Here is a 21061-nt window from a genome sequence, read left to right on the forward strand (position 1 = left end):
GGTTACCTCCGATGGGTCGAGCGGCAACGGGCCGGTCGCGCTAGCCGTCGTAGCGCTGGACTGAGGGATCGGATGTTGCTGGCAGCTCGTCTTCCGCCGAACGCGGCAGCACCCGCGTCGAGCCCTCTTCGAAAAATGCTGGCGTGCGGGGCTCGATCTGGCGCATGAGACTGGCCATTTCCAGCGCGTTCATAGCATATCCCCAGCCGTGATTGCTCTTGATGCCTGCGCGTTCCAGCGCCTGCTGCATCGTGTCGGCTGTTAAGACCCCAAAAATGGTCGGCACCCCCGTTTGAAAGGCGATCGCGGCAATGCCTTTAGCCACTTCATTCGCGACGTAATCGAAATGCGGAGTCTGACCGCGAATAATCGCACCCAGACAAATGATGGCATCGTAACGCCCCGAGAGTGCCAGCTGGCGGGCAACGATCGGTAGCTCGAAGCTACCCGGCACCCAAGCATAATCGACCTGCGTGCTGTCCGGGCTGACATCAACGCCGTGGCGCTTGAGACAATCCTGACAACCCGCGAGTAGCTTGCCCGTAACCAAGTCGTTAAACCGGCCGATCGCGATCGCGAACCGCGCGGATCCAGCATCGGCAAACGATCCTTCAAAAACAGCCATAAGAGAAGCGCTCGAATGCGCGTAAAGTCCAGAGCCCCTCGCATGTGCTGCCCGCTGCGGCCGTCCACAAGGGAGCGAGAGCACCACCTCAGTCTGCGCAACTCGGTTCGGGAGTGAAGATTCTACTGGGAGTTACAGCTCGTGACCCAAACAAGACCAATTGCCAGTCAACGGGAGAAGGCTGGAGTTCAGCAGCTTTGCAGATCGGATGCAAATTCCGAACGCGGGCACGACCGAGTTATAAGAAAGCGTTAGTAGAGTCCCTGCAGGTAGACCGGTTAGGGTCAAACCGAGGAACCGCGTCGACTCGGAAACCCCGGCTTGAGACTGTATGAATCACTAAACCACAAAAAAGTTGAGCAAGCCGACCAGGATGACGAGTACCACCCACAGCCCGGACCCAACAAACAGCAGCGGCTTCGAGGCACTCCAACTCTGCGGTGAAGCATACGCAACGGGTACTCCAACCACCATCAGGAAAGACAAAAGCACCAACGCTGCTAGCGATACTTGGAACAAAATCGACATTTTTTCAGGTTCTCCCCAAACAGCAATCTTATGAACGCGTACCTCAACCACACGCGAACGTATCCTAGAAAATAAGCTACCAGAAATCCTGTCCTGCTGTCTGCTGCAGGCAAGAACGCTGCGTTTCGAGAATCGCTAAGAATGTACCTGCGGGCGCACCTTCAGGCGCACCAAGATTGCCGTGATGTTATCGTGACCGTTATATTCGTTTGCAAAATCGACCAACGCTTGCAGTCCCTGACGGATATCGGCTTTTGAGCCGAGCAGCGGAACGAGGTAATCGTCGGCATGCAACTCGAGCAAGTTGCGATCGGATAAGCCATCGGAGCACAGCAGCAGCAGCGTGTCTTCGGTCACATCAAGGGTCTGGATTTCCGGAGAAATTGAATTGCTTTCGCGCGGACCGAGGGCTTGCGTGAGCTGAAATGCATCGGGTCGGTTGTAGGCAAGTTCGGGATCGACGCCGCGTCGAATGTCGCGCTGCCCGACCTCGTGATCGACCGAGAGCTGCTCTAAACCGTGTTTGCGAGTCACGCGATAGATCCGACTGTCCCCGACGTGCGCGATCGCAACTTGCGTGTCCTGTACGAGCGCCAACACGAGGGTCGTGCCCATTCGCGCCAGTCCCGAGCTAGACTGCGCCTGGTTGATCGCGAAAATCTTCTCGTTGGCAGTCAGTATGCCCTCACACACGGTGTCTTCATCGGGTAGGCGATCGTGCCAGCGATCGTGGAAATACTCCAGCAAGGACTCTACTGCCATGCGGCTGGCAACTTCGCCGGCAGCGTGACCGCCCATACCGTCGCAGACGATGTAAAGCCCGCGCGCGCGGGCGCTACCTTGGAGCGGAGTCTCATGGCGCTCCCAGAGACTTTCCATCCCGAAAAAATCCTCGTTATGCTCGCGGCGGCGGCCGATATCAGTACAGCCAGCATCGCTCAGCGCGAGCACCTGTAGCGGCAGGGCGACAGTTGGGACGTCTTCGGAGCCGGTGAGAGCTGCCGTTTTCACGTCGCTTCCATCCCAACCATCGTCGCTGGCAAATGGGACACGAGCGTCCCCCGCACTAACATTTCCAGCTTGCATCGCGAGTGACTGGAGGGATTGCTGTAACTGCTCTACCGTCGCGATCGCGCCGCCGGCCAAATCGTCGCAGAGTTGAGCCAGGAGGGGCTTTTCCAGTCGGTTGCATCTAGCATGAAACCCCTGCCAGAGCCTGCCTAAATCCTGAAGCGACAGTCGAGTCCTAGGTGGATCGGGATAAAGCTGGCACAAGCACAACACCCGGTCTTCATCGAGGCGTAAGTTCTCTGCAACGAGCAGACTCTGTTGGCAGCCAACTTCGCCGAGGGGCTGCCAAAGCTTGCCCATAGCTGCCAACCACCACAGCAATTCCATCAGCGGTGGCCGATCGCGCACCCAGATCTCACTCAACATCGACCAATCGCTACGGTCGTTGACTAACACCGCAACGCGATCGCCCGATTGCCAGGCTTCACGGATGGCGGGAATAGACGGCATGAGATGTTTGGCAAGTTGCAGGTACGGTGCGACGTGGGTTTGAAAGACCTCTCGACTGTTGCCAAGACACTGACTGCCAAGGATATCGAGGCCGGTGCGCTGGAGCGGCTGTTCGTCGAGGACGCGCGCGCGCGCCGGACCTACTTCGGCAGGCGGCGTCCCCAGCAATCGATAGCGCTGTTTAGTGTCGAGATAGCTAGCACCAGAAGCAAACGTGCCGGCAAACTTTAGCGACCGCATCGGAAGGGTACTCGGACCCAGTGCATCCTCAAAACGGGGTGTAAGGGGAGTTAAGATCGCTAGTAATGTAGTGCCGGTCTGCGCGCCGCAATTGCTACAAATAAGGTCGCGCCGCGCCACATCCGCACCGCAATCGGGGCACGGCGCGTGAGTCAGAGACGTTCCGCAGCTCTGACAAATTTCCGCATTGAGAGCGTTTTCGAACTGGCACTGCGGACAAATCAGCATAGCGGGGACGATCGCAGTGGGCTGCGCGCAACAGGCAACTTCGTACGCCAGTTTAGCTCGACTTCACGCGGGTGCGCCTCACTGAAATTATGGGAAATTAAGGTGGTTAGACTGCTTTCGATCGCCTAGCATAAGCTCAATCCAGGTCATACCAAAGACCGCAGGCGAGTGGTTGTCCGGACGATTGCGGCGAGCGATCTTCAAATCCAAGTAAAAACCGAAAGCCCTCAAACGCTCCCCTCCCCTCAAACGTTCCCATATCGAGGATGTGGCAAATTGTCTGATTTTAACTGCTTCTGCAGGTATCAGTTTTGCAAGTATCGGTAAGCTTAAATCAATAAATTAGTATTGCTCGTGCTCTGCAGTCTGTTTGACCTAGCGCATCAATTGTTAATCCTTGCAGGGCTGCAGCTTATAACTTATTAGGAGCGAGAGTCCCATCAACTTACGCGAACCGACGGTATATTGCGCCTTGCAGGATCTGCCAATTTAACCCGCTCCCGAGCCAGACGCTCTCTGTTCTGAATTCGAGCGCGATCTGCCTGTTCGACGCACGATCGAAATTCTACTGGGCAAACGCACCGCAATTTTGAAAATCTCGATCGGCTCGTCCAACACCTGTGATTTCTGGTCCAGTCAATTGCTGACTCTTAAACGACCGCAACCCATCGCGAGTCCCTCGAAACTGCTCTCGGATGCCTCGGCGACGATGAATTCGCACTGCTCGTTCGGCAAATTGCTTTGAGCGATCGCCCACAGCCCTAAGGCTGTGCCGAATACCTATAGTTCCAAGATGGCATTAGCCTCTTAACAAAACTCGAAACTTCATCTCCTCCTTTTTTGTCCGGTAATCGCTGGGGAGTGAGTTCCCAGTTGCTTATATCCTGCGTGCAGTAGCGTGGCACGCAATGTCGAGGCTAATCGAGTTGCTCGAATGTTTGCTGTTGCTCTTCCTCCTGCTTTAAGGGCAGAGGAACCGTTTCATATTCGGGTAGGTTGAGCGCAGGGCGTTCGGTGACGTCGCGCGGAATCAGTGCTGGCAGCGGTTCGGGGCGATCGAGCCAGCAGCTGGCGATCGGCAGCATTCGCTCTAGATCTTCTAGCAAGCGAGGAATCACCATCACAGCATTGAGTTCGCCGATGCGCTCGGCTTCAGCCATGCCCGCATCGACTGCCACCGCCACGTTGGCAACCGTTCCACGCACGATCGCAGTGCACAAGCCGTCGCCGATGGTTTCGTAAGCAGCAAGCTGCACGTCGGCCGACTTGAGCATGGCATCCGCTGCTCCGACCATGGCTGGGAAGCCGCGTGTTTCTAATAGGCCGATCGCGCGATTGCTTAGCCGACTGTACCCGCGCTCCTGCTGTGCGAGCTCTGCCAGTCGCGTTCCAATGGGAAAAATCGCCTCTAGGTTGGGCATCGGGCGAGCCATGACTATCTTCTGGACCAACTGCCCAAACTGGGCCGCCGTCTTGGCACCTTCCTCAACCGCCAAGCGCACATCAGCCGTCCGACCGCGCACGATTGCCGTGCAATAACCGCTGCCGATCTTTTCGTACCCGACCAGCGTCACGTCAGCAGATTTAAGCATCATGTCTGCCGTGCCAACGATGGCGGGGAAGCTGCGGGTCGAGACCATGCCTAAAGCACCGTCGCTTTGGGGGCGCTGGCGGCTGCCCAGTGCGCCGTTGCTAGGAGGAGGCTGGCGGTTCTCGGTCGAAAGCATGGCAGCTGGTTGTTCCATAATGAAATCTTAACTGGCCCAACAAAACTCGGCGGCCGGTGCGATAAGCCTAGGACAATAAAAATACAAATCGAAACTCACATCCAATACGCACGAATACCTAGCCATACCAGACGGCATGTTCGCACAAAACGATTCACAGCAACGCCCTCCCGATTGGCGATCGCACCTCGATCGCTTTGCCCAGATTCGCGCCCGCGAACTAGCAGCGCTCTGTTGGGGTTTACAGCAAGAATGGGGAGATCGTCCGGTTACTATCGGCATCGATTTACGGCCGCAGCCGCATTTTGTCTCCTGCACGCGCGAGGCACTCGAAACTCTCAACCGCAATGCTAATGGCATGCTTCGCGAACTTCTCGGAATTGTCGACGGCCACAAGCCCGAAAAAGAAGTGCTGCTGATCGCGATCGGAGAAGGGCAAATTAAACTCGTCAACTACGAACCCGACCTGGCTCCACCCGATTGCTTCGCTCAAGTCGACTGCGACCTCGATACACTGCTAACTGAATTAGAACGCGAGTTACAAGTTCAGCTACAGAACTAAATTGCAGGTACCAAGCTCGCGGAGCGACACCGAGCTCGGGCAACCGAGCACCTGCATCGACCGGACGGCATTTAGCGGACGGGCTTCATAGCCCCCTTCGATAACTTCCCTAACGACAAATTCCCGAACGAGAATTGCCCTAAAGACGAGCGGGTGGCAGGAAGAAACAAGATCTTCCGCGCCACCCGCAGGCGTTCGAATCAGCCGCGATCGTTAGTAACGAATGGCGTCCGGCTTGTACACGATGAAGCTAACCATCTGGCACTGACGGATGTTGTCGAAGCCGATGACGCGAATGTAAGAATTCGGATTCTCAGAACGGCACTCGCGTACTTCGTTAACGACTTCCTGCGCCGAGGTGGCATCGAACAACGGCAGCTTCCACAGCGTCCAGTGGTGGTTGTAGGGCGTGGGCTCCTCTTCAAATTCCACCGCTGGAATAAAGCCTTTCTCCAGCATGAACTGAATCTGCTTGGCAATCTGCTGGTCGGTCAGCGGCGGCAGATAGGACAGGGTTTCGTAGCGGCGCTCTTTAGGTAACGTCTTCATGGATCCAATCTCGTAGGTAATGTACGAAAAGTGCGAATCGGTCGGAGGAAACAAGCACTGGCAGCGCTCAGGTAGCAGCCTCACCATCGCTGGCAGGCGGGTCGTCATCGCTGCGGGCGGCATCGGTCGGCGGTTCGGGAGCTGGCTTCTCGGCTGACGGCGCATCTGGCGGCGGGACCTCCGAGAGCGGCTCTGCCGAGTCGGATTGCACTTGCGTGAGGCGCTCGAGCAGCTGACAGCGCGTGACGCGGTTGCTCTCGCGCAGACGAGTGCGCACCAAATCCATCAGCCCGTCCCCGAGGCGTTCGGCAATGTGCTCGCGGACGGTAAGGATCCGCAACACCAAATCTTTGCGCTCGACGATAAGGGATTGCAAGTAGGCTTCGCTGTCTTGGAATTTGCCGCTGCCGTCCGAGAACTGCCGCAGCCAAATCGCTTGCGGGGGGTTGGTTTCCGACAGCTGGGCGATAATCTGGCGTACGGCTTGGTAGGTCAGATAATCTTGCAGCGTCTTGGCCGTCTCGCGGACAATGCGGTCTAAATCCAATCGAAGCCTCCTGCGCGGGCCGGAATCGGTCTGGACGCGATCGCGTGCTTAGAGCGTGTCGACCGTCTCGTACTCGAACTTGATTTCCTTCCAGAGCTCGCACGCCACTTTCAGCTCGGGGCTCCAGCGAGCGGCTTCGCGGATGACGTCGTTGCCTTCGCGGGCCAGGTTACGACCTTCGTTACGCGCTTGGATGCAAGCTTCCAGCGCGACGCGGTTGGCCGTTGCGCCCGGTGCGTTGCCCCAGGGGTGACCGAGGGTACCGCCGCCAAACTGCAAGCAGGAGTCGTCTCCGAAGATGTCCACCAGCGCCGGCATGTGCCAGATGTGAATGCCACCCGATGCTACCGGCATCACGCCAGCCATCGACGCCCAGTCCTGGGTGAAGAAGATGCCGCGCTCGCGATCCTCTTCGATGTGGTCCTCGCGAATCAGGTCTACGAAGCCCATGGTGATGGCGCGATCGCCTTCCAGTTTGCCCACAACGGTACCGGTGTGCAGGTGGTCGCCACCCGACATGCGCAAGCACTTAGCGAGCACGCGGAAGTGCATGCCATGGTTCTTCTGACGGTCGATGACCGCGTGCATGGCGCGGTGGATGTGCATCAGCACGCCGTTGTCGCGGCACCAGCGTGCCAGGGTGGTGTTCGCCGTGAAGCCGCCGGTCAGATAGTCGTGCATCAAGATCGGCATCTCGCACTCTTTGACGAACTCCGCGCGCTTCATCATCTCTTCGCACGTGGGCGCGGTGACGTTCAGGTAGTGACCCTTCACTTCGCCGGTCTCGGCTTCCGCCTTCTTCACGGCTTCGGCGACGAACAGGAAGCGATCGCGCCAGCGCATGAACGGTTGCGAGTTGATGTTCTCATCGTCTTTGGTGAAGTCAAGACCGCCGCGCAAACACTCGTAGACAGCGCGACCGTAGTTCTTCGCAGAGAGACCCAGCTTCGGCTTGATCGTGCAGCCCAACAGCGGACGACCGTACTTGTTGAGCAGATCGCGCTCGACAGTGATGCCGTGGGGCGGACCTTGGAAGGTCTTCATGTAAGCGACCGGAATGCGCAGATCTTCCAGTCGCAGTGCTTTCAGTGCTTTGAAACCGAAGACATTGCCGACGATCGAAGTCAGCATGTTGGTGACGGAGCCTTCCTCGAACAGGTCGAGGGGATATGCCACGAACATGAAGTACTGGTTGTCTTCTCCGGGCACCGACTCGATATCGTAGCAGCGACCCTTGTAGCGATCGAGGTCTGTCAGACCGTCGGTCCATACCGTCGTCCAGGTACCGGTAGACGATTCTGCTGCTACCGCTGCGCCAGCTTCTTCCGGTGGAACCCCTGGCTGCGGCGTCACGCGAAATGCCGCCAAAATATCGGTTTCTTTCGGAGTGTAGTCGGGAGTGTAATAGGTCAGGGCATAATCTTTTACCCCAGCCTGAAACCCTTTGGATTTAGCTTGTACCATGTCCTCTGTGCTCCTGATGAGAAGTCGTTTGAAGCTAAGTTCGTGCAAGTCTGAGAAGGAGCGCTCGCGTGCTCTTGCGCGCCAGAGATGCCCGTGCGAACAATGCACCTCCCGAAAACTCAGCAAACCGACGCTCGGTTCCGTCGTGAGTTAGCGCTGTTCATCAGTTCACACTTTAACACGAGGGTGTACGCACATAGCTATCAAGATTAATTTTTTATTAAATCCGTTTTAGTTATCAATCGTAACGCCAACGCAACCAACACCGAAGCTTAGAACCTCTAGCAGAAAGATGGTATCTGCAACGAGAACCCCCTCTCCACCGAGAATAGAGCGATTCGAACCATAAGAGCAATCACTCAGTATCCTATTTATCAAACCACCACTAAGCTGTGTCAGCCCAGTAGTGGAAAGTGTTGGACTTAAATGAATTTGCGCCGACAATCTTTCGGACTGAGAATGCTCGACTGGTTTACAAAAATTCACAGTTTGGCTAGTGCATCGCCACAATCAAATACACGTCGGCAAAATCAAAACTATTGCGATTGCCTTAAAAGCGATCGCGTGAGTTTATGGCTGATTGCGATGCGGGAAAATGGTCGATATTAAGCTTTCAACATAACTGCGGCCGTAGATAGTAACGTCGATATGGCCGTTACGCGTAGCCGACCCATTGCCCTCCGCCCGGGCATTGGTAGCTGATGATTTAGTGTCTGTTGCTTTGTCGGCGTCGCTCGCCTCTGCATCGTTGGAGTCGGTGGCAGCGGCCGGCGGCGATGGCGGCGGCTCCTCTGCTCTAGCTGCGGGAGCGTCCTCGGCTTCGTCCGCAGCAGCTGGCGGCTGCGCCGGGTTACTGTTGGGAAGCGTGGGGTCGCCGAAGATCTGTCCGGCGGCGATCGCAACTGTTGCCGCAACGTCAGTTTGGTAAATCGTTGCGGCCGTTCCGATGCAAGCGTATTTACCGATCGTCCCCCACCCAAACACCAACACCCCTGCGCCTAACATGGCGCCGGTCTCGATTGCGATCGTGCCGCCGCAGGCACTCAACACCGCTCCTGCTCCGATGCACGCACCATCGCCAATGACAATTCGACTGCCGGGGGCGGCTTGGAGCACGGCCCCTGGCGAAATCGTGGCGCGATCGCTCACCGTAACGTCACCGCAAATACAAGCGTCGCGACGAATGACCGTTGGCAGGGAGGGCAAGAGCATGGCGGTGTAAGTGCCTCGCGTGCGGCGAGCGTAGAGGTCCGTCGCAGCTGCAAATGCAGTTTACGGACGCTGGATTGTGGTTTCGAGTACGCGCCGTTTGGCTTTCGGATCGATGCCCAACAAGCGAACGTATTCGCCCTGGTGCTCGTCCAAACAAGCTTCTAGAGCGGCAACTACATCGCGCTCGCGTTCGGACTGAATCGGCGAGCAGCTTTGCCAAGAGTTGACGCGAAAGCGGCGCTTGTCGGCATGTTCCGTGCCGATTTGGTACCCCTGAGCCAAGAGCGACCGCACTTGTTCCAGCGTTTCGCGGCCCAGCCGCGTGCTGTCGATCGCGCGGCTGTAGCCATTGCCATTGCTCAGTCCATTGCCATGGCCGTTGCCGTTGCTGCTCCCGAAGCTGTTGAAAGAGTTAGCGGAGCCTCCATTGAATGAACCCGCAGAGGTGGAGACTTTGCCGTTCGGTCGTTGCACGACCAATTGACCGACACGGCGCTTAACGTTGGCGTCAATAGCGATCGCGCGAACGTACTCGCCGGGGTGAGCCTGCACGCGCGCGGCGAGCTCCGACACTACCTGTTGCAAGCTTGCTGACGTGAGTGGCGGCTCGCTCTGCCAGGAATTAACTCGGAAGCGACGCGGATCGGCATACTCCGTAGCAATCCGGCAACCTTGAGCTACCGGCGCGCGCAACCACTCCACAATGGCGGTATCGAGAGCGGCTTCGCGGAACGCACCATTGCTCGGGATACTTTGACGGCCGTTAACTGCCGACCCACCACCGCGGGCAACGGTCGCTGCGGCTCCCGGCTTGTGAATCAAGACTTCGGCAACGCGGCGCTTGGCTCGCGGATCGACGCCCAGCAAGCGCACGTAATCGCCAGCGTGCTCGGCAATACCGGTTTGAAGCTCGGCCATGACGCGGTCGATGGTCTGGGACTGAATCGGCGTGCCGCTCTGCCACGAATTGCGGCGGAAGCGGCGGTCGTCGGCGTACTCGTACCCGACGCGGCAGCCGCTTGCTAGCAGCGAACGGACCTGTCCGACCAAATCGTCTCCGAAGCCAGCACTTCTCGCACCGTTTCCGTTACCGACAGCTCCATTTGTCGCGCGGGCAGCAATTTTTGTCGCACCGCGCACTGGTGCGGGTTTGCCATTGGGGTATTGCACCGTCATCTCTAGCACGCGCCGCTTGGCTGCCGGATCGATGCCGATCGCGCGAACGTACTCGCCAGCGTGCTCGGCAAGATATCCCTCTAGCGTCGCGATTGCCTCGGACTCGCGCTGGCTGAGGATCGGCGGGCAACTTTGCCAAGAGTTGACGCGGAAGCGCCGCTGGTCGGCGTATTCCGCTCCGATGCGATAGCCTTGTGCGAGCAGGGACCGAATCTGTGCGATCGCCTCGTCGCTCAATAGCGCACTGCCACCGTAGCGGCCGTTTCCGTTTCCGTTGTTGCTGCTCATCTCCGGTACCTCCGAATCGCGAACATTGCGAATACAAGCTTCGTCGCTCGCGCACCGATAGCCCGCGCGCAGCGCTTCATTGACTTCAACCACGTGACGGGCAAACTTCTCGTCGCCGGGACGTACGTCCGGCAGCCGGTCGGCTTGCTGCTGCGTGGTAATGACCGCACCCGAGGGCACGTATTTACCTGGGGGAATTTCCACGTCCTGAATCAGGGCGTGCATCATGACAATGCAACCGGCACCGACGCGGGCGTTGAATACCGTCGAGCGGAAACCGATAAAGCATTTGTCACCAACGTAAGCCGGCCCGTGGATTAACGCCATGTGCGTAATACACGCATCGCGACCGATCCAGACCGAATAACTATTGCCGTCATCGCCGACGACACGCCCTTGCTCTAAACCGTGGACGACTACGCCGTCCTGAATGTTAGTCCCCGACCCGATCGCAAACGGGGAACCCTCGTCGGCGCGGATAGACGTGCCGGGAGCAACCAACACGCCGGCACCCACGCGGACGTCGCCGATCAAATTGGAAAACGAATGAACGAATGCGGATTCGTCAACCTCAGGTTTGGCTAGGTCGTGGGACCAGGGGGTTGGCGGGGCAGGCTGGCTGTAGGCTTTCATAGTCTTCTCGATCTCCCATTGCATCGATAGCTCGGTCGGGGCTGGGGTCTGCTGGCTAACTTGCCCTGCTGGCGCTTGGCAAACTATCGGGATTGCGGACCCGTTCGACCGGCAACTACCATGCCCGAAGGTTGTCCGCTTCAGTAACTGTCACTCTTGCTGTAGATGCGGCCATTTTCACCGCTGACCGTATCGATGATGGCAACGACCAAAGCATCGAGCGGTCGCCGATCGCTCCGGTCGTCCTGACGGGCAGCGCTCCCGCGTGCCACCAACACCCATTCACCGATGCCTGCCCCCACCGGATCGGCCGCGACCTCGTACTCTGGGAGCACCCGACCGTCGAGATCTACAAGCTGCAATAGCAAGAATTTCACGCCGGTCAGGCTGGGAAGTTTGTGCGTGCCGACTACCGTGCCGCAAACGCGCGCGATCTGCATTAGCGTCCGATCGGTCGCGGCGAACCAACCCCTTCGCGGAATTGCTCCACAGCCTCGGTGTAGCGAATCGGGAGCACGTACTCCAGGTTTTCGTGGGGACGGGCAATGATGTGCGTCGAGAGAACCTGACCGCCGTTGACGCGCTTGACCGACTCGGTTCCCGCACTGACGGAGGCCTGAACCTCGGAGACGTCACCGCGAACGATGACCGTGACACGACCGCTGCCAATCTTTTCGTAGCCGACAAGCGTGACGCGAGCAGCCTTCACCATTGCGTCTGCGGCTTCAACCACAGCCGGGAAACCCAGCGTTTCGATCATTCCAACTGCAACTGCCATATGCTCCTCCTTAAATATCGTTGTGTACTTCCGCGTGCGTCCGGTGCGGACGCGATCTCGATCTGAGTCCAATTCCCTACCGGAGCGTCGGGACCGCCCTCGAATTGAGGAGCGGAGCCAGACGGGAGGAACTGGAAGACGTGCCCGACCGCCATCCGCAGTAGGCGGCGCGGCTGCTGGAACTATCGGAACTGCTCGACTGCTTCGGTGTAGCGAATGGGTAAAACGAATTCCAAGTTCTCGTGGGGGCGAGCAATGATGTGCGTTGAAAGCACTTCACCGCCATTGACGCGCTTGGCAGCCTCGATGCCCGCACTGACGGACGCCTGCACCTCTGAAACATCGCCGCGCACGATAACCGTGACGCGTCCCGTGCCAATCTTTTCGTAGCCTACGAGGGTGACGCGCGCGGCTTTCACCATCGCATCCGCTGCTTCTACCACAGAGGGGAAACCGCGCGTTTCGATCATTCCTACCGCAATAGGCATTTTTGCCTTCCTCTCCGTTAGAGCCCAAGCTCACTACTGATTTCGTGAATTTCGTACGGGCAAAAACGCACCCGACGCGCTCGCTTCACTGCCAACAACCGACCAAACGCAATAGCCCGAATCGACTGACCGACAAAGATCCGAGTGCCGCCGCCCCGCCGCAGAAAATTGCGTTAGCGAGCTACAAACTCGCGAGTGCACATGGGCTTGTGGGAGCGAATTTCTCGTACCAAGAAAAGCATAGTAAAGGATGCTCCCTTTGACAATATAAGAGATCATTATTATTTTAAATTCGACTGTTTAGGAAAGTTTAACTGTTGGCGAGCGCCCGCGTTCGTGCCACTCTATAGGTACCAGTTGCTGCCCCCATTTAGAGGGAGTTACGGCTGTTTTATAATTTCTTCAGCACCAGTTTGCTGGCACAGCTGGCGTAGCCTATGGATCCCAATCCAGCCAAGATCGTGCACCGGCGTCCTTCCTATGAGTAGCGATCGCGACAGCTGCGGGGATCGCTTGGCTGAAGCGGGCTTACCAGCAGCGAGGCGCTCGGGTTCTCTGGCGGTTACAATCTGTTCTGCGATGGAGATCGCAAGCAGCCGGCCCGCGTAGCGAGCTTTTTCTCGGCTGACTTAAACGGCAATCGTTCGGGATCGGCAATTAGTTTACAAAACTTAACTAGATCCCAATACAAGGCAAATTAAATGCTCGATTTTCTAGTGCGATATATCTGGATCGTTCCCTTTTATGGCTTGTTGGGGGCGGTGCTGACTTTGCCGTGGTCGATGGGATTGGTGCAGCGTACCGGACCGCGCCCAGCTGCGTATTTCAACTTATTAACTTCGGCGGCTGCCTTCATTCACGGTGCCCTTGCATTCACGGCTAGCTGGGGCGGCGAGCCACGCGAGATTGTGGTGCCGTGGTTGCACGCCGCTGATTTCAAGCTCACCCTAGCGATCAGGGTTTCGCCAGTCAGCTTGGGCGCACTAGGGCTGATCACGGGCATCACGCTGGTGACCCTGATCTACGCGCTCGGCTACATGGAGAAAGATTGGTCTCTGGCTCGCTTCTTCGGCATGATGGGCTTTTTTGAGGCAGCACTATCGGGTATTGCTCTGAGCGATTCGCTGCTGCTCAGCTATGGCTTGCTGGAGCTCCTGACGCTTTCTACCTATCTCTTGGTCGGTTTCTGGTATGCCCAGCCACTGGTCGTGACAGCTGCACGAGATGCGTTTTTAACCAAGCGCGTCGGCGATATTTTTCTGTTAATGGGTTTGGTGGCGCTCTCGAGCTATGGAGTGGGGCTGACATTTTCGGAGATTGACACGTGGGCCCCACGTGCGGAGTTACCGCCAATGTTCGCGGCGCTGCTCGGACTGGCGCTGATTGCCGCTCCCGTGGCTAAATGCGCGCAGTTCCCGTTAAACCTTTGGTTGGATGAGGCAATGGAAGCGCCGAATCCCGCGTCGCTGATGCGGAACTCGGTCGTAGTAACGGCCGGTGCTTATGTGCTGATCCAGCTGCGACCGATCTTTGCGCTGTCGCCAGTCGTGAGCGACTCACTGATCGCAATTGGCGCGCTGACAGCTGTGGGGGCATCGCTGGTAGCGATTGCCCAGATCGATCTCAAGCGCACGCTCAGCCACTCCACGAGCGCGTATCTGGGATTGGTGTTCGTTGCGGTCGGGGCCGGGCAGCTGGATATCGCGCTGCTGTTGTTGCTGATTCACGCGATCGCCAAGGCGCTGTTATACATGAGTGCTGGGTCGGTCATTTTGAGCAGCAACAATCAAAACATTACCGAGATGGGCGGTTTGTGGTCGCGGATGCCGGCAACGACCTCGGCATTTGTTGTCGGTTCTTCGGGACTCGTGATGCTGCTGCCGTTGGGGAATTTTTGGGTGATGGGTCAGTGGCTGCACGAGTTCGATTCGCCATTGCTGTTAGTGCTGTTGCTAGCCGTCAACGGGCTCAGTGCGGTAAACCTAACCAGAGTATTCCGCTTGGTGTTTTTGGGGACTCCGCATCCCAAAACGCGCCGCGCGCCGGAAGCTCCCTGGCCGATGGCACTGCCGATGGTAACGCTAACGTTTGTGGCGTTGCTCGCCCCCCTCGTACCGCAGCGTTGGCAGCCGTGGTTTCAGGACACGGGATCGCTGGCAACAGCTGGTGAGGTGCTCGCACGGAGCGACGTGTTGCTGTTGGTGCTTTCGGGGATACTCGGGGTGGCGCTGGGTGCCGTCGTCGTTCTCCCGCGCACGTGGTCGCGACCGGTGCGAGCGTCATCCCGTTTCATTCAGGACTTGCTCGCTTATGACTTCTACATCGATCGGGTTTACCGCGCGACGGTAGTGCAGCTGGTGGGCGGATTCTCACGGCTTGCCGACTGGCTCGATCGCTATATCGTGGACGGCTTGGTAAATTTAGTGGGCTTGAGTGCGGTGCTAAGCGGTCAGGGTCTGAAATACAGCGCGTCGGGACAGCTACAGTTCTACTTGCTGACGATTTTCGTCGGTGGGGCGTTACTATTCGCGCTTTTGATGAACTGGCAGTTTTAGCAAGCTGCTTTGGAGTACGGCGCAACTGCTGCGGCAGCGCGCTGTCTCGAGGTGTGTTCGGAACCAGCAGGAACGCAAACGCTCGGAGGGCGATCGCGCAAGGGAAACAATGCTCAGTGTTTTGGTTTGGGGTCCGGTAGTCGGTGCAGTGCTCGTAGCTTTTTTGCCTGAGTCGCTGGTCGGTCGCGGTCGGTCGCTGGCGCTGGCGGTCGCGGTTGCATTGTTCGGATGGACGCTGGTGTTGGCGGTGCAGGTCGATCCTACGCAGGTAGGTTCGAGCTTCGAAGAATCCGTACCGTGGCTGTCGAACTTGGGGTTGAGCTATCACCTTGCCCTGGACGGGTTATCGTTGCCGCTGGTGTTTTTGAATAGTCTGCTGACGGTGGTGGCTATTTACAGCACCAATCGCGCGATCGAACGACCGCGCTTCTTCTACTCATTGGTGTTGTTGCTAGCAGCGGGCACGGTGGGCGCGTTTCTGGCGATGGATCTGCTTTTGTTCTTCCTGTTTTATGAAGTCGAACTGCTGCCGCTGTACTTACTAATTGCCATCTGGGGCGGCGTGCGGCGCGCCTATGCTGCCACGAAGTTTTTGATGTACACGGCCCTCTCAGGCGTCCTGATCTTGGCGTCGTTTTTGGGGCTGGTGTGGTTTTCTGGGGCGCAAAGCTTCGATTACGAAGTCGCGCGATCGGTCGGGCTGCCGCTGGGGATTCAGATCGCTTTACTGGTGGTGTTGCTGATCGGATTTGGAATCAAGATTCCATTGTTCCCCCTCCACACTTGGCTGCCGGACGCCCACGTAGAGGCCTCCACACCGGTGTCGGTGTTGTTGGCAGGCGTGCTGCTTAAATTGGGCACCTACGGGCTGTTACGCTTTGGCGTAGGGCTGTTTCCGGACGCTTGGGCCACACTTGCGCCGGGATTGGCAATTTGGGCAGCTGTAAGCGCGCTATTCGGGGCGCTAGCAGCCATTTCGCAACAAGACATGAAGCGCGTCGTTGCCTATTCGTCGATCGCGCATATGGCTTACATCATGTTGGCAGCAGCAGCAGCAACGCCTCTGAGCTTGACGGCGGCCGTCGCGCAGATGGTCAGTCACGGATTAATTTCAGCACTGCTGTTTTTGGCGGTCGGGGTTGTCGGCAAGAAAACCGGCACGCGCGATGTAAATGTATTGCGCGGATTGCTCAATCCCGAGTGCGGTCTGCCCATTGTGGGCAGCCTGACGATCGTCGGGGCGATGGCCAGTGCGGGGATTCCGGGCATGGTTGGCTTTGTTGCGGAGTTTTTGGTGTTTCGCAGCAGTTTCTCGGCGTTCCCCGTGGCGACCCTGCTGTGTATGGTGGGAACCGGTCTAACAGCCGTGTACTTCTTGTTAATGATCAATCGGGTGTTCTTCGGACGCCTGCCAGAGCAGTTTGCCGAACTACCGCCGGTCCCGTGGTCCGATCGCGTGCCGGCGATCGCGCTGGCGGTGGCAATTGTCGTCCTCGGGATTCAGCCGAATTGGTTGTTACGCTGGAGTGAAAGCCAGACAGCTGTGCTGTATCGTCCGGTAGCTGCAGTGCAGGCTTCGCCCTCGCTGTCGGCCGCCACTGCCGGTCCCGTGGCAAATTAGCGCGCGATTTGCTAGCGTTCGGTCCGCGAGAGATTAGAGATTAGAGATGTCTACGAGGCTTAATCGCAGTTATGGTTGCGACTCCCCTTTCACCATCCCACCACCCGCTTGCCGAGGATATCTATCGGCTTGAAGCCGGTGAGGCACTGTTGAAGGACTCACCGGATCACCTCCTCGAAGTTGTCGGCATCTTGGCAAGCTACGGTATTGTGCTAGATGCTTACTCTAAGAATTTGATTTACATGGGAGACTATCAATTCTTAGTCTTCTTCGACTTCTTTAAGTACTGCAACGGCGAAATCACGCTGGCAAAGCTGCTGCGTCACTGGTGGGGCGATCGCATCAACTACGAATATGCCGAGTACACGGCACGCGGCATGATGTGGCACGGCGGCGGCGGGCTGGATGATTACTTGGACACGCCGGACTTTCGCGCGACGGTCGATCGGCTAGTCCGGAAAAAATTTAAGTTCAATCCCGCCATCCGCTTAGTCCATCGAGTGTTTGGCGACTTTACCGTCGAGCACATGCGTTATATGGCATACCTGAGCGGGCTGGGACAGTTCTGGCGGGTGATGAGCGATATCTTCACGTCGTTGAGCGATCGCTACGACCGCGGCGAAGTGCGATCGCTCGCCGAAGTAGTGCAGCACATCCAAGACGGATTAGTAGCGGATGCGGCACGTCCGATCGTTTATAGCGTTACGGTGCGGGGCGAGACCTTCGACCTGCTGCCGAGGTCGGCGGGGCTGACGTTCTTGCCGGATACGGCGATTCCTTACGTCGAGGCAATTTTCTTCAGGGGGACGCCGTTCCTGGGAACGGTGTCGTACAACGCGCAAGCAGGACAGATTCCGTCGGAGCAAGCTGCCTTTGCCTACGGCGCCCTGAATGCCGATCCACTGCCGACGCGCACGGCTGGAGTCCCGCCGACGTTGTTGATGCAGGACATGCGCCACTACGTGCCGGATTACCTACACGAGCTTTACCGGAAGACGCTGCGCGGCGAAGGCGATCTGCTAGTGAAGATTTGCCGCAGCTTTCAGAAATCCATGTTTTGTGTAACGACCGCGGCCATTCGCGGACTCGCACCGCATCCACTCGAGACGACCGACCCCGAGCAGCAACGTGCCAATCGACAGTATCTCGAAGGGTGGATGGATAAGATCGCCCCTACGCGCATTGCCTTTGCCAATGCCGGCTGTCCCGCGCCATCTTGAATTCGACCCCCTTCCCGATCTCGCCACCCGAACTGCAGCGAAGTCGTTCCGTGGGTCTGGTGCTCTGTCAAAAGGAAAGATTAGGGAAGCGGGGACTGCTCAACCTGCGCTGCTGGAACAACTGCCGTTCCCACGAAATGTATCGTCTGTCTCAGTGCTGCCGAGAGCGACACTTTTGACCAGCTCAGGTCGCGTCCGCAGCAGACTAGGGAGATTGGGCGTTAGAGATGGCAGTTTCGCTGAGAGTCAACCGAGGAACTGAGAGCGGAATCGCAAGCATGGGCGGAAATGAGGAACGAGAGCCAGCGAGGGATAGATTGGCAGTTCCAAGTGGACGATGTGCGCCGAAACTGAAGACTCTCTACCCTAAAACTCCTCTTGTCAGAGCACTAGCTTGAGAGAGTCCCGAGGAGTAGGATGTCAGAGAGGCAAATGGGAGTGGTACGGCATCTTTCGGTCTTGTGAGGTACGCTCGCACTTCTCGAACCCTTGCCATTCAGCCAATATAAAAAACATGGGTAACTCACTAGCTTGGTAAGGGCTGTATGCCTAAGAGCCTGTTAAAAAGGGTCTAATCAAGTATCAGACTATCCAGAGCGACCAATAGAAAAGCCTCGAAAATCCTATTTTCTTGCCGCGAGACCTGTACCCGATTTCGCGCAAATCGACTTTTCTAACAGGATCTAAGACCGTAAAGTTTGTTGCTATATTCAATATTTCTGCTACCAAGGATCGATCTTTCAGGCTTGCCGGGTAGATATGAGAAAGGCTGTTCGTGGAAAGAATTCTTCATGACCTTCGACCATGAGCTTTAACCGCGATCGCAATGCGGTCATTCAACAATACGCGAAACTGGCACGCGAATACGATTCTCGATGGTCTTCCTACATTCGGGCCACAACTGACGCAACAATAGAGCGCATTCCACCACTACCCGGTGCCGTACTCGATGTCGGCTGTGGGACTGGCACGCTCATCTTACGCCTTCTCGACGAGTTTCCTCGTTCCGACGTCATCGGTGTCGATGCATCCTTGGAAATGCTTGAATTGGCACGATCGCGCTTGCCAACTCGAGTCAAACTTCAACAGTGCTGGGCTGAAAGCTTGCCTTTTAATGATGATTCTTTCGACACAGTTGTATCTTGCAACATGTTCCACTACATTCGGCAGCCAAGCATCGCGCTCGATGAAATGCTGCGCGTTCTTCGCCCCAATGGAACGTTAGTTATCACTGACTGGTGCGATGACTTCATTACTTGCAAGCTGTGCGACATCTACCTGCGCTGGTTCGATCCTTCGCACTTTCGGATGTATGGTCTGTCGCAATGCCGAGCCTTGCTCGAAGCCGCAAGAGCCAGTCAAATCCAGCTCGAAAAATACAAGGTTACGTGGCTCTGGGGATTGATGACCGCAACTGCACGCAAGCAATCCAGTATCACATTTTAGCCATCGGTTTGCTTCGATCGCGGATGGAACTGTTTGCTGTACCGGAGCTGCGTAGAACGCGTTTTCTGAGTAGGCGATCGCTCGTAGAAACCGGCGATTTGCGATCCTGACCTCTCCGAAATCTTCTGGCTTCCTCAAGCAACCTTATGGCGCAGACCAGCCCGAGGTATCGCTATGCAAGCTGTTGCCCGAGTTCCTGCCGCAGGCGATAAACGATCGCGTTTGGCTCCACCTGTTCGAGGATGTCGCGGATGGTCGTGCTCGGACCCAGCGGACCCCAACTACAACCCCGCTCGAGATAATCCTGCGCTGCCCGGCCGATCGCGTAAGCTCCGTACCCGGCAATCCCTGCCTGCAGCAACGCCGTACCGCCAAACGCCGCCAATCCCGAGCCGTCCCAGCCCACCACTGCCGACGCGCTCTTCCCAAACCCCAACAGCACGCTGCTGACCAATTCTCCGAGCAGCAGGCCACCGGAGCTAAACAGAATCGTGCGCCAGAGTTTGCCGGCCTCGTGGCTTGTCATTGGCAATCCGTACAACCGTGCCAGCGCTCGAATCAGCGCCAAATCCGCGATCGCGCCGCCGATGGCGTCGAGCACGGCAATGGGATTTATCCCCACGGCGATGGACTTATTGCGCGCGTAGCGCCAGATCAGAGCTTCGGCAAGCTCGCGCCGCATCTGCAGGGTCGTTTGAGCGATCGCGACCTCGGCCTCTCGGGCCTGAAACAGGGCATTTAAGGCCAGTAGCGATCGCCCCTCGCGATTGAGAATATCGAGGATTTTGGCGCGGAGCGCATCGATTTGCGGCGGCGGCGTTTCCCATTCATGGCTGTCGGGTGCGTCCGGTCGCTCGACGCGGACGTGCATTGGCGCGGGTGCTGCCGCAACCGTAACGATTTCGTCGGCAGACAGCACCTGCTGCAAGCGGCGACCGCTTTCACCCGCACCGAGCTGCTGCAGTTGTTGGTAAATTCGCTCGCGATCGGCATCTGGATACAGGTCGACCTTGTTGAACACGATCAGCAATGGCTTCTGTGCCGCGCGCAACTCGCACAATGCTTGGTATTCCGTGCGGGTAATGTCGCCCGCAACCACGAACAAGATCAAATCCGACTGCGCGGCCACCTCTCGCGCCATCTGCGCGCGTTCCTGACCGGCGATCTCGTCGAGCCCGGGGGTGTCGATAAACTCCACGATGACTTTGCCGCTGGGAGGCGTCCACCTTGCCGACTGCGGCCAGCGGGTTACGCCGTGAAGGGGTCCGGTGTGCATTACCTTCTGCCCGAGCAAGGCATTGATGACCGCCGATTTGCCGCGACTGACTAACCCAAACGTTGCAATGCGGACGGTCTTGTCGTCGAGCTTCTCGCTGGCAGACTCGATCGTGCGCAGGCGATCGCGCACGGCCGCTTGCAGGGTGGCATCAGGTGGATAGGGACCGTGTCGGTAAACTTTGCCGTACCAAGACAGCGCTTGTTGCAAGCTAGCCCGCGCTTGATTGACGTGCGATTCCTGACGGTGCGAAGCGGATTGAGTCAAAGTCGTGCGTCCTGACCGGATCGAACTTCGTTTCTATGATTGCAAATCTGCGAGTGCAACCCTGTAAAGCAAACCCGATGTCAAGCTGCGATCTCGAGCGATGGAACCCG

General features: G+C 57.4%; 18 protein-coding genes. 5 read left to right on the plus strand and 13 right to left on the minus strand.

Annotation, left to right across the window (positions count from 1 at the left end):
- Positions 1-40: 40 nt before the first annotated feature.
- From ribH to KR51_RS08890, 4 genes are all read right to left on the minus strand, one after another.
- A complete protein-coding gene (ribH, locus tag KR51_RS08875) occupies positions 41-625 on the minus strand; it encodes a 6,7-dimethyl-8-ribityllumazine synthase (protein ID WP_022606954.1) in 585 nt (194 codons plus the stop codon).
- 339 nt (positions 626-964) lie between these two features.
- A complete protein-coding gene (gene psbZ, locus KR51_RS08880) occupies positions 965-1153 on the minus strand; it encodes a photosystem II reaction center protein PsbZ (RefSeq protein WP_022606956.1) in 189 nt (62 codons plus the stop codon).
- A 135-nt stretch (positions 1154-1288) separates the two neighbouring features.
- Positions 1289-3142, minus strand: a complete 1854-nt coding sequence (locus tag KR51_RS08885) for a serine/threonine phosphatase (protein ID WP_022606958.1) — start codon at positions 3140-3142, stop codon at positions 1289-1291.
- A gap of 917 nt (positions 3143-4059) precedes the next feature.
- Positions 4060-4782: a BMC domain-containing protein gene (locus tag KR51_RS08890; protein ID WP_198016740.1), complete on the minus strand. Its 723-nt coding sequence runs from the start codon at positions 4780-4782 to the stop codon at positions 4060-4062.
- 223 nt (positions 4783-5005) lie between these two features.
- Here KR51_RS08890 and ccmS point away from each other — a divergent pair, with 223 nt between their 5' ends.
- Positions 5006-5431, plus strand: coding sequence for a beta-carboxysome assembly chaperone CcmS (ccmS, locus tag KR51_RS08895; protein WP_022606962.1), 426 nt, complete (start codon positions 5006-5008; stop codon positions 5429-5431).
- 213 nt (positions 5432-5644) lie between these two features.
- Here the strand turns inward: ccmS and KR51_RS08900 are convergent, their stop codons facing one another.
- From KR51_RS08900 to KR51_RS08935, 8 genes are all read right to left on the minus strand, one after another.
- On the minus strand, positions 5645-5980 hold the full coding sequence (locus KR51_RS08900) for a ribulose bisphosphate carboxylase small subunit (RefSeq protein WP_022606964.1): 336 nt from the start codon (positions 5978-5980) through the stop codon (positions 5645-5647).
- 67 nt (positions 5981-6047) lie between these two features.
- Positions 6048-6527 (minus strand): chaperonin family protein RbcX, encoded by a 480-nt coding sequence (locus KR51_RS08905; protein ID WP_022606966.1) that lies wholly within the window; start codon positions 6525-6527, stop codon positions 6048-6050.
- Positions 6528-6575: 48 nt separating this feature from the next.
- The gene (locus tag KR51_RS08910; protein WP_022606968.1) at positions 6576-7991 is read right to left on the minus strand and encodes a form I ribulose bisphosphate carboxylase large subunit; all 1416 of its coding nucleotides are present in this window, start codon (positions 7989-7991) and stop codon (positions 6576-6578) included.
- A 570-nt stretch (positions 7992-8561) separates the two neighbouring features.
- Positions 8562-9203 carry an LbetaH domain-containing protein gene (locus KR51_RS17500; protein ID WP_022606970.1) on the minus strand — a complete coding sequence of 214 codons (642 nt, stop codon included), beginning with the start codon at positions 9201-9203 and terminating at the stop codon, positions 8562-8564.
- 60 nt (positions 9204-9263) lie between these two features.
- Positions 9264-11324 (minus strand): ribulose bisphosphate carboxylase small subunit, encoded by a 2061-nt coding sequence (locus KR51_RS08920; protein ID WP_022606972.1) that lies wholly within the window; start codon positions 11322-11324, stop codon positions 9264-9266.
- A gap of 116 nt (positions 11325-11440) precedes the next feature.
- Positions 11441-11740: a EutN/CcmL family microcompartment protein gene (locus KR51_RS08925; RefSeq protein WP_022606974.1), complete on the minus strand. Its 300-nt coding sequence runs from the start codon at positions 11738-11740 to the stop codon at positions 11441-11443.
- Positions 11740-12078 carry a carbon dioxide-concentrating mechanism protein CcmK gene (locus tag KR51_RS08930; protein WP_022606976.1) on the minus strand — a complete coding sequence of 113 codons (339 nt, stop codon included), beginning with the start codon at positions 12076-12078 and terminating at the stop codon, positions 11740-11742. Before KR51_RS08930 ends, KR51_RS08925 begins: the two co-directional genes overlap by 1 nt.
- 182 nt (positions 12079-12260) lie before the next feature.
- Positions 12261-12566 carry a carbon dioxide-concentrating mechanism protein CcmK gene (locus KR51_RS08935; protein ID WP_022606978.1) on the minus strand — a complete coding sequence of 102 codons (306 nt, stop codon included), beginning with the start codon at positions 12564-12566 and terminating at the stop codon, positions 12261-12263.
- A gap of 701 nt (positions 12567-13267) precedes the next feature.
- Between KR51_RS08935 and KR51_RS08940 the strand changes: the two genes are divergently transcribed.
- From KR51_RS08940 to KR51_RS08955, 4 genes are all read left to right on the plus strand, one after another.
- Entirely contained in the window at positions 13268-15121 is a 1854-nt protein-coding gene (locus KR51_RS08940) for an NAD(P)H-quinone oxidoreductase subunit F (RefSeq protein ID WP_022606980.1), read from the plus strand.
- Between the two features lie 109 nt (positions 15122-15230).
- Entirely contained in the window at positions 15231-16742 is a 1512-nt protein-coding gene (locus tag KR51_RS08945; RefSeq protein WP_022606981.1) for an NADH-quinone oxidoreductase subunit M, read from the plus strand.
- Between the two features lie 71 nt (positions 16743-16813).
- Positions 16814-17962, plus strand: a complete 1149-nt coding sequence (locus KR51_RS08950) for a CO2 hydration protein (RefSeq protein WP_022606982.1) — start codon at positions 16814-16816, stop codon at positions 17960-17962.
- A gap of 804 nt (positions 17963-18766) precedes the next feature.
- Positions 18767-19408 (plus strand): class I SAM-dependent methyltransferase, encoded by a 642-nt coding sequence (locus KR51_RS08955; protein WP_022606983.1) that lies wholly within the window; start codon positions 18767-18769, stop codon positions 19406-19408.
- A 172-nt stretch (positions 19409-19580) separates the two neighbouring features.
- On the opposite strand, the gene KR51_RS08960 is transcribed toward KR51_RS08955, so the two are convergent.
- Positions 19581-20951 (minus strand): GTP-binding protein, encoded by a 1371-nt coding sequence (locus KR51_RS08960; protein ID WP_022606984.1) that lies wholly within the window; start codon positions 20949-20951, stop codon positions 19581-19583.
- Between the last annotated feature and the right edge of the window lie 110 nt (positions 20952-21061).

Origin of the sequence: Rubidibacter lacunae KORDI 51-2, assembly GCF_000473895.1 — a bacterium.
Lineage (GTDB): Bacteria > Cyanobacteriota > Cyanobacteriia > Cyanobacteriales > Rubidibacteraceae > Rubidibacter > Rubidibacter lacunae.